Genomic DNA, 5,656 nt, shown 5'->3' with positions numbered 1-5,656 from the left:
GGCGGTCGCGCGGCCCGGCGGCGCGCGCCTCACAGCCGGGCGGGGCGTGGTCCCCACCCCCGCCCCCACCCGCGGGGCGCGCCCCCGCGCGCGGGCCCCCCCCCGCCCTCTCGCCCCCCGCCCCCCGGCCCCCGGCCCCCGGCCCCCAGGACGGAAACGGGCCGCGCACCCGCCCCGATCCCCCGAGCCCGGCGAAGAGCTCTGTCTCCCCGGTCCGCCGGGCCGGAAAACGACCGCTCTCCCCCGGTCGGGACCCCGTGCCCGGGGCCGGGAAACGACCGGCTCGCCCCCGGTCGGGAATCGACCACCGGTCTCCCCCGGTCCGCCGGGTCCAGGAGCCGGGCACCCGCTCGCCCCGATCCCCCGGGCCGGGTCGATCGCCCGTCGCTCAGGCCCGGTTGGGCCGGGGCGAGTCCGACGTTGGAAGGGACAGCCGATGTCACGCCCGTTCCGTTTCGGTGTCAGCCTCATCGCTCCCGCGACCGGTGCCGAGTGGGCCGCCAGGTGCCGCCGCGCCGAGGAGCTCGGCTACGACGTGATCACCGTCGCCGACCATCTGGGGATGCCCGCCCCCTTCCCCTCGCTGGTCGCCGCCGCGCAGGCGACCCAGCGCCCCCGGCTCGGCACGTTCGTGCTCAACGCGGCCTTCTGGAACCCCGCGTTGCTCGCCCGCGAGGTGGCCACCACGGACGCGCTGACGGGCGGCCGTCTCGAACTCGGCCTCGGCACCGGATACGTACCGGCCGAACACGAGACAGCGGGCCTGCTCTTCGGCACCCCGCGCGAGAGGGTCGACCATCTCCTGCGTACGGTCGAGGAGTTGGAGCGCCTGCTCGGGCCGGACGGGCTCTCCCTCGGCACGCCGTGGCCGGGCGGGAAGGCACCGGAGACACCGGGCGGCGGACTGCCGCGGGTGCCCCTGCTGATCGGGGCCAACGGCGACCGGATGCTCCGCATCGCCGCGGAGCACGCGGACATCGCCTCGTTCACGGGAGCACGCACCGGGCGGAACGGCACTCTGGAACCGCTCTCGGCCACCGAGCTCGACGGACGCGTCACGCTCTACCGGAAGGCGTCCGCCGGACGCGAGGAACCCGCCGAGCTCAACCTGCTGATCCAGATCGTCGCCGTCACCGACGACCGCGGTGCCGCCGTCCGGCCGTGGCTGCCCAGGCTCCCGCATCTGACCGAGCGCGAGGTGCTGGACCTGCCCATCGTCCTGATCGGTTCCGTGGAAGAGATCACAGGTCAGGTCCGGGACCTGCGCGAACGCTTCGGATTCTCGTATCTGACGGTGCTGGAGCCGAACCTGGAGGTCTTCGCTCCCGTGGTCCGCGCGCTGCGCGGCCGGTGATCGTCGCCCCGCGCGGCCGGTGATCGTCCGCATGCCGGAAATCCCGTTCCGGCACCTGGTCACCGTGATGGGATCGGACCATGACCGACTTGCGGATACGGGCCGCGCGGCCCGAGGACCTCGACACCGTGCTCGCCTTCTGGAAGGTGGCCGCCGAGGGCACCAGCATCAGTGACGACCGGAACGGCGTGGAACGCCTGGTCGACCGCGATCCCGGGGCACTGCTCCTCGCTGAGCGCGAGGAGGAGCTGGTGGGCACGGTGATCGCCGGCTTCGACGGCTGGCGCTGCCATCTGTACCGGCTGGCGGTCCATCCGGACCGGCGGCGCCTCGGCGTCGGCTCCGCGCTGCTGGCCGCGGCGGAGGAGCGTTTCGTACGGCTGGGCGGGCGGCGCGGTGACGCGATGGTGCTGGCACGGAACGAAACCGCCCACCATGCCTGGCGGGCCGCCGGGTATACGCCGGAGGAGCACTGGCGGCGCTGGGTGAGGCCGCTCACCGACTAGGGCTCCCGGGCTTCGGCGCCGGGAGCCATGGGGAGGCCGGTACCGAGCGGCGACGGGTCTCCCGGAGTAACGGGGCCGACGGCGGCACCCACTCAGGGAGACTACTTTGCCGATCCTTTACCCTTGTTGGACCCGACCATCGTTCCTCCGACGAAAGGTGTGAGCGTCCGCCCATGGGCGAGCCTCCCAGTACCCGCGGCCGTGTTGCGCACGGTGGCAGCGGACATCGCGCGATCCCCCTGTCCCTGGCCGATCATGGGACGGAGGTGACCCGATGACCGAAGTGTTCCTCCTGCTGGTCGCAATTCTGCTGTCGCTGATCTGCGGCGTGTTCGTGGCGGCCGAGTTCTCCCTGACCACGGTCGAGCGCAGCGAGCTGGAGCGGGCCGTGGAGCGCGGCGAGCGGGGCGCCTCCGGAGCCCTCAAAGCCGCTCGGAACCTCACCTTCCAGCTCTCCGGCGCCCAGCTCGGCATCACCGTGACGAACCTTGTGGTCGGCATGCTCTCCGAGTCGTCGATCGCCAAGCTCATCGCGGGACCCCTGGAATCGCTGGGTGTCCCGTCCTCCGCGTCGAACTCGGTGGCGCTGGTCATCGGTACGGCGCTCTCGACGGTCTTCCTCATGGTCGTCGGCGAGCTGGTTCCCAAGAACTGGGCGATCTCCGCACCGCTGGCCGTGGCCAAACGCGTGGCGACGCCGCAGCGCTGGTTCAGCGCCGCGTTCCGCCCGTTCATCGCCCATCTGAACAACACCGCGAACCACGTCGTCCGCCGCTTCGGCCTCGAACCCGCCGAGGAGCTGGCCTCCGCCCGCGGGCCCCAGGAGCTGGTGGCGCTCGCCCGGCACTCCGCCAAGGAGGGCGCTCTGGAGGCGGACACCGCCGAGCTGTTCGTGCGCACCCTGAACCTCGCCGACCTGACCGCGGAGAACGTGATGACACCGCGCGTCCAGGTCATCGCGCTGGACGTCCAGGCGACCTGTGAGGACGTGGCGAACGCGACCCGGGCGACCGGCCTGTCCCGCTTCCCGGTCTACCACGAGAGCCTCGACGAGGTCGTCGGCGTCGCGCACATCAGGGACGTGCTGACGGTGGACGCCACGAGCCGGACACAGACGCCCGTCTCCCAGATCATGCGCGAGCCGCTGCTCGTACCGGAGTCACTGACCGTGGACAGGCTCCTGGACCGGCTGGCCGGCAAGCGCACGATGGCCGTGGTCATCGACGAGTACGGCGGCACGGCCGGCGTCGCCACCCTGGAGGACATCGTGGAGGAGGTCGTCGGCGAGGTGCGCGACGAGCACGACCCGCACGAGACGCCCGACCTCGCCCCGGCCGGCACCGACACCGGCGGCCGGACGCTGTACTCGGCCGACGGGTCCGCCCGCACCGACCAGCTCGCACGGGTCGGACTGCGGGTGCCCGACGGGCCGTACGAGACCCTGGCCGGATTCATCGCGACCGAGCTCGGCCGGATCCCCGCCGAGGGAGACAGCGTCGAGGCCGACGGCTGGCGGCTCGACGTCGTGGACGCCTCGGGGCGGCGAGCCGCGCGGGTGCTGCTGCACGCCCCGGACGACGCCGAGGAGAGCACGCGATGACCGTCGTACAACTGCTGATCGGACTCGCGACCCTCGTCGTGAACGGCTTCTTCGTCGGCGCCGAGTTCGGGCTGATCTCGGTGCGCCGCAGCCAGATCGAACCGCACGCCGAGCGGGGCGACCGTCGGGCGCGCAGCGTGCTCTGGGGCCTCGAACACGTCTCGGCGCTGCTCGCGACCGCGCAGCTCGGCATCACGCTGTGCACCCTGGTGCTCGGCATCGTGGCCGAACCCGCCATCGCGCACCTGCTGGAGCCGGTGTTCCACGCGATGGGTGTCCCCTCCGGCGCGGGTCACGCGGTCTCCTTCGTCATCGCGCTCACCCTGGCGACGTATCTGCACATGCTGCTCGGCGAGATGGTGCCGAAGAACGTGGCACTCGCGGAGCCCGTGCGGACGGCGCTGGTCCTCGGGCCGCCGCTGGTCGCGCTCTCCCGCGCGCTGCGCCCGGTGATCTTCACGGTCAACGCCTTCGCCAACGGGCTGCTGAAGCTGCTGCGGGTCGAGGTGAAGGACGAGGTCGCGGCGACCTTCTCCGACGACGAACTCTCCCGCCTGGTCAAGGACTCCAGTGCGGCGGGGCTCATCGACCACCGTGCCCAGGAGCGGCTGCGGGACGCCCTGGAGCTGGGCCGCCGCCCAGTGCACGACGTCGTGCTCCCGGTGGAACGCGTCGTCTACGCGCGCGTGGGCGTCACTCCGGAGGAACTGGAGCGGCTGTCGGCCGAATCGGGGTTCTCCCGCTTCCCGGTCGTCGACGACGGGCGCCGGATCGTCGGCTATCTCCACGTCAAGGACGCGCTGGACGCGGCCCCTCGCGAGGTGCCGTTCCGCGTGGAGGACATGCGGCCCATCGCCCGCGTCCGGGAGAGCACCCCCCTGGACGACGTCCTGACCGCGATGCGCCGCAGCCGCACCCATCTCGCTGCGGTGATGGGCAGCGACGGACGGCTCACGGGACTGGTGACGATGGAGGACGTCCTGAGAGAACTGTTCGGGCAGCCCGCGTAGGGGACGTTCGGGGGCCCGGTGCGGGTGACGCGTGGGAGCCGCGGCCCCAATACGACGGTCCGACCGACCGACGGGTATGTGTTCGGGTTACCATCTTTCACGCCATGCAGATGAATGCCTCATACACCAGCCTCGTCGCGGTCGGCGACTCCTTCACCGAGGGCATGTCGGACCTGTTGCCCGACGGTTCGTACCGAGGATGGGCCGACCTCCTCGCGGGCCGCATGGCGGCCCGGACACCAGGCTTCCGCTACGCCAACCTCGCGGTGCGCGGCAAGCTGATCGGGCAGATCGTCGACGAGCAGGTGGACGTGGCCGTCGCCATGCGGCCCGATGTGATCACGTTGGTCGGCGGTCTCAACGACACCTTGCGGCCCAAGGTCGACATGGGACGCGTACGCGGTCTCCTGGAGGAGGCCGTGGAGCGGCTGGCCCCGGCCTGCGAGCAGCTCGTCCTGATGCGCAGCCCCGGCCGCAACGGCCCGGTCCTCGAACGTTTCCGGCCTCGCATGGAGGAGCTCTTCACCGTCGTCGACGAGCTCGCCGAGCGGCACGGCGCCCTGGTGGTGGACCTCTACGGGGCGCCTTCGCTCGCCGACCCGCGCTCATGGGACGTCGACCGGCTGCATCTGACCGCCGAGGGACACCACCGGGTCGCGGAAGCCGTGTGGCAGACCCTCGGATACGAGGCCGAGGACCCGGACTGGCGCGTCCCGTCGGCGCCCACCCCACCCCCCGGCTGGGTCTCCCGCCGCACGGCCGACGCCCGGTTCGCCCGGCAGCATCTGCTGCCGTGGATCGGGCGACGGCTGACGGGCCGCTCGTCCGGCGACGGACTGCCGGCGAAGCGCCCGGAGCTCCTGCCCTACGAGGGTTCTGTCACGGGCGGGCACAGCGGCTGAGCCGGCCCGAAAGGGCGGCTTCCGCCGTGTCGCTCTCCCGAGTGACACGGCGGCCCATGCTCCGCATGGACGAGGACGCTACCGGATCACCCCTCGGTCGCCACAGGGCGCACAGGGGGCGCTCGACAGCGCGGGTATGCAGTTGATGCGCCCGCTCACGCACCCGCGGGTACGGCCGGGGGGGGGGGGGGGGCCCGCCCCCCCCCCCCCCCCCCCCCCCCCACCGGAGCCGTGCACGGTGCCGCGATGTAAGAACGCCGCCGGCGCGCGTCCACACACAGCAC

5 protein-coding genes are annotated in these 5,656 nt (G+C 72.5%); all 5 read left to right on the top strand.

Annotated features, from left to right (window positions below):
• Positions 1 to 436 precede the first annotated feature (436 nt).
• The 5 genes from ACFXGX_RS37030 to ACFXGX_RS37010 all read left to right on the top strand — a co-directional run bounded on the left by ACFXGX_RS37030 (position 437) and on the right by ACFXGX_RS37010 (position 5,372).
• A complete protein-coding gene (locus ACFXGX_RS37030) occupies positions 437 to 1,354 on the top strand; it encodes an LLM class F420-dependent oxidoreductase (protein WP_384800778.1) in 918 nt (305 codons plus the stop codon).
• An 80-nt stretch (positions 1,355 to 1,434) separates the two neighbouring features.
• The gene (locus ACFXGX_RS37025) at positions 1,435 to 1,860 is read left to right on the top strand and encodes a GNAT family N-acetyltransferase (protein WP_384800775.1); all 426 of its coding nucleotides are present in this window, start codon (positions 1,435 to 1,437) and stop codon (positions 1,858 to 1,860) included.
• 274 nt (positions 1,861 to 2,134) lie between these two features.
• A complete protein-coding gene (locus ACFXGX_RS37020; protein WP_384800772.1) occupies positions 2,135 to 3,460 on the top strand; it encodes a hemolysin family protein in 1,326 nt (441 codons plus the stop codon).
• Positions 3,457 to 4,470 (top strand): hemolysin family protein, encoded by a 1,014-nt coding sequence (locus ACFXGX_RS37015; RefSeq protein WP_384800769.1) that lies wholly within the window; start codon positions 3,457 to 3,459, stop codon positions 4,468 to 4,470. The genes ACFXGX_RS37020 and ACFXGX_RS37015 overlap by 4 nt, the downstream gene beginning before the upstream one ends.
• A gap of 104 nt (positions 4,471 to 4,574) precedes the next feature.
• Positions 4,575 to 5,372, top strand: a complete 798-nt coding sequence (locus ACFXGX_RS37010; protein WP_384800766.1) for an SGNH/GDSL hydrolase family protein — start codon at positions 4,575 to 4,577, stop codon at positions 5,370 to 5,372.
• The last annotated feature ends 284 nt before the right edge of the window (positions 5,373 to 5,656 follow it).

Origin of the sequence: Streptomyces sp. NPDC059371, from assembly GCF_042751995.1 — a bacterium.
GTDB lineage: Bacteria > Actinomycetota > Actinomycetes > Streptomycetales > Streptomycetaceae > Streptomyces.
This window is presented reverse-complemented; position numbering and strand designations above follow the sequence as displayed.

Excerpts from the sequence above, each read along its gene's own strand:
- ACFXGX_RS37025 (WP_384800775.1), top strand. The coding sequence starts at position 1,435 with ATGACCGACTTGCGGATACGGGCCGCGCGGCCCGAGGACCTCGACACC.
- ACFXGX_RS37010 (WP_384800766.1), top strand. The coding sequence starts at position 4,575 with ATGCAGATGAATGCCTCATACACCAGCCTCGTCGCGGTCGGCGACTCC.
- ACFXGX_RS37020 (WP_384800772.1), top strand. The coding sequence starts at position 2,135 with ATGACCGAAGTGTTCCTCCTGCTGGTCGCAATTCTGCTGTCGCTGATC.
- ACFXGX_RS37015 (WP_384800769.1), top strand. The coding sequence starts at position 3,457 with ATGACCGTCGTACAACTGCTGATCGGACTCGCGACCCTCGTCGTGAAC.
- ACFXGX_RS37030 (WP_384800778.1), top strand. The coding sequence starts at position 437 with ATGTCACGCCCGTTCCGTTTCGGTGTCAGCCTCATCGCTCCCGCGACC.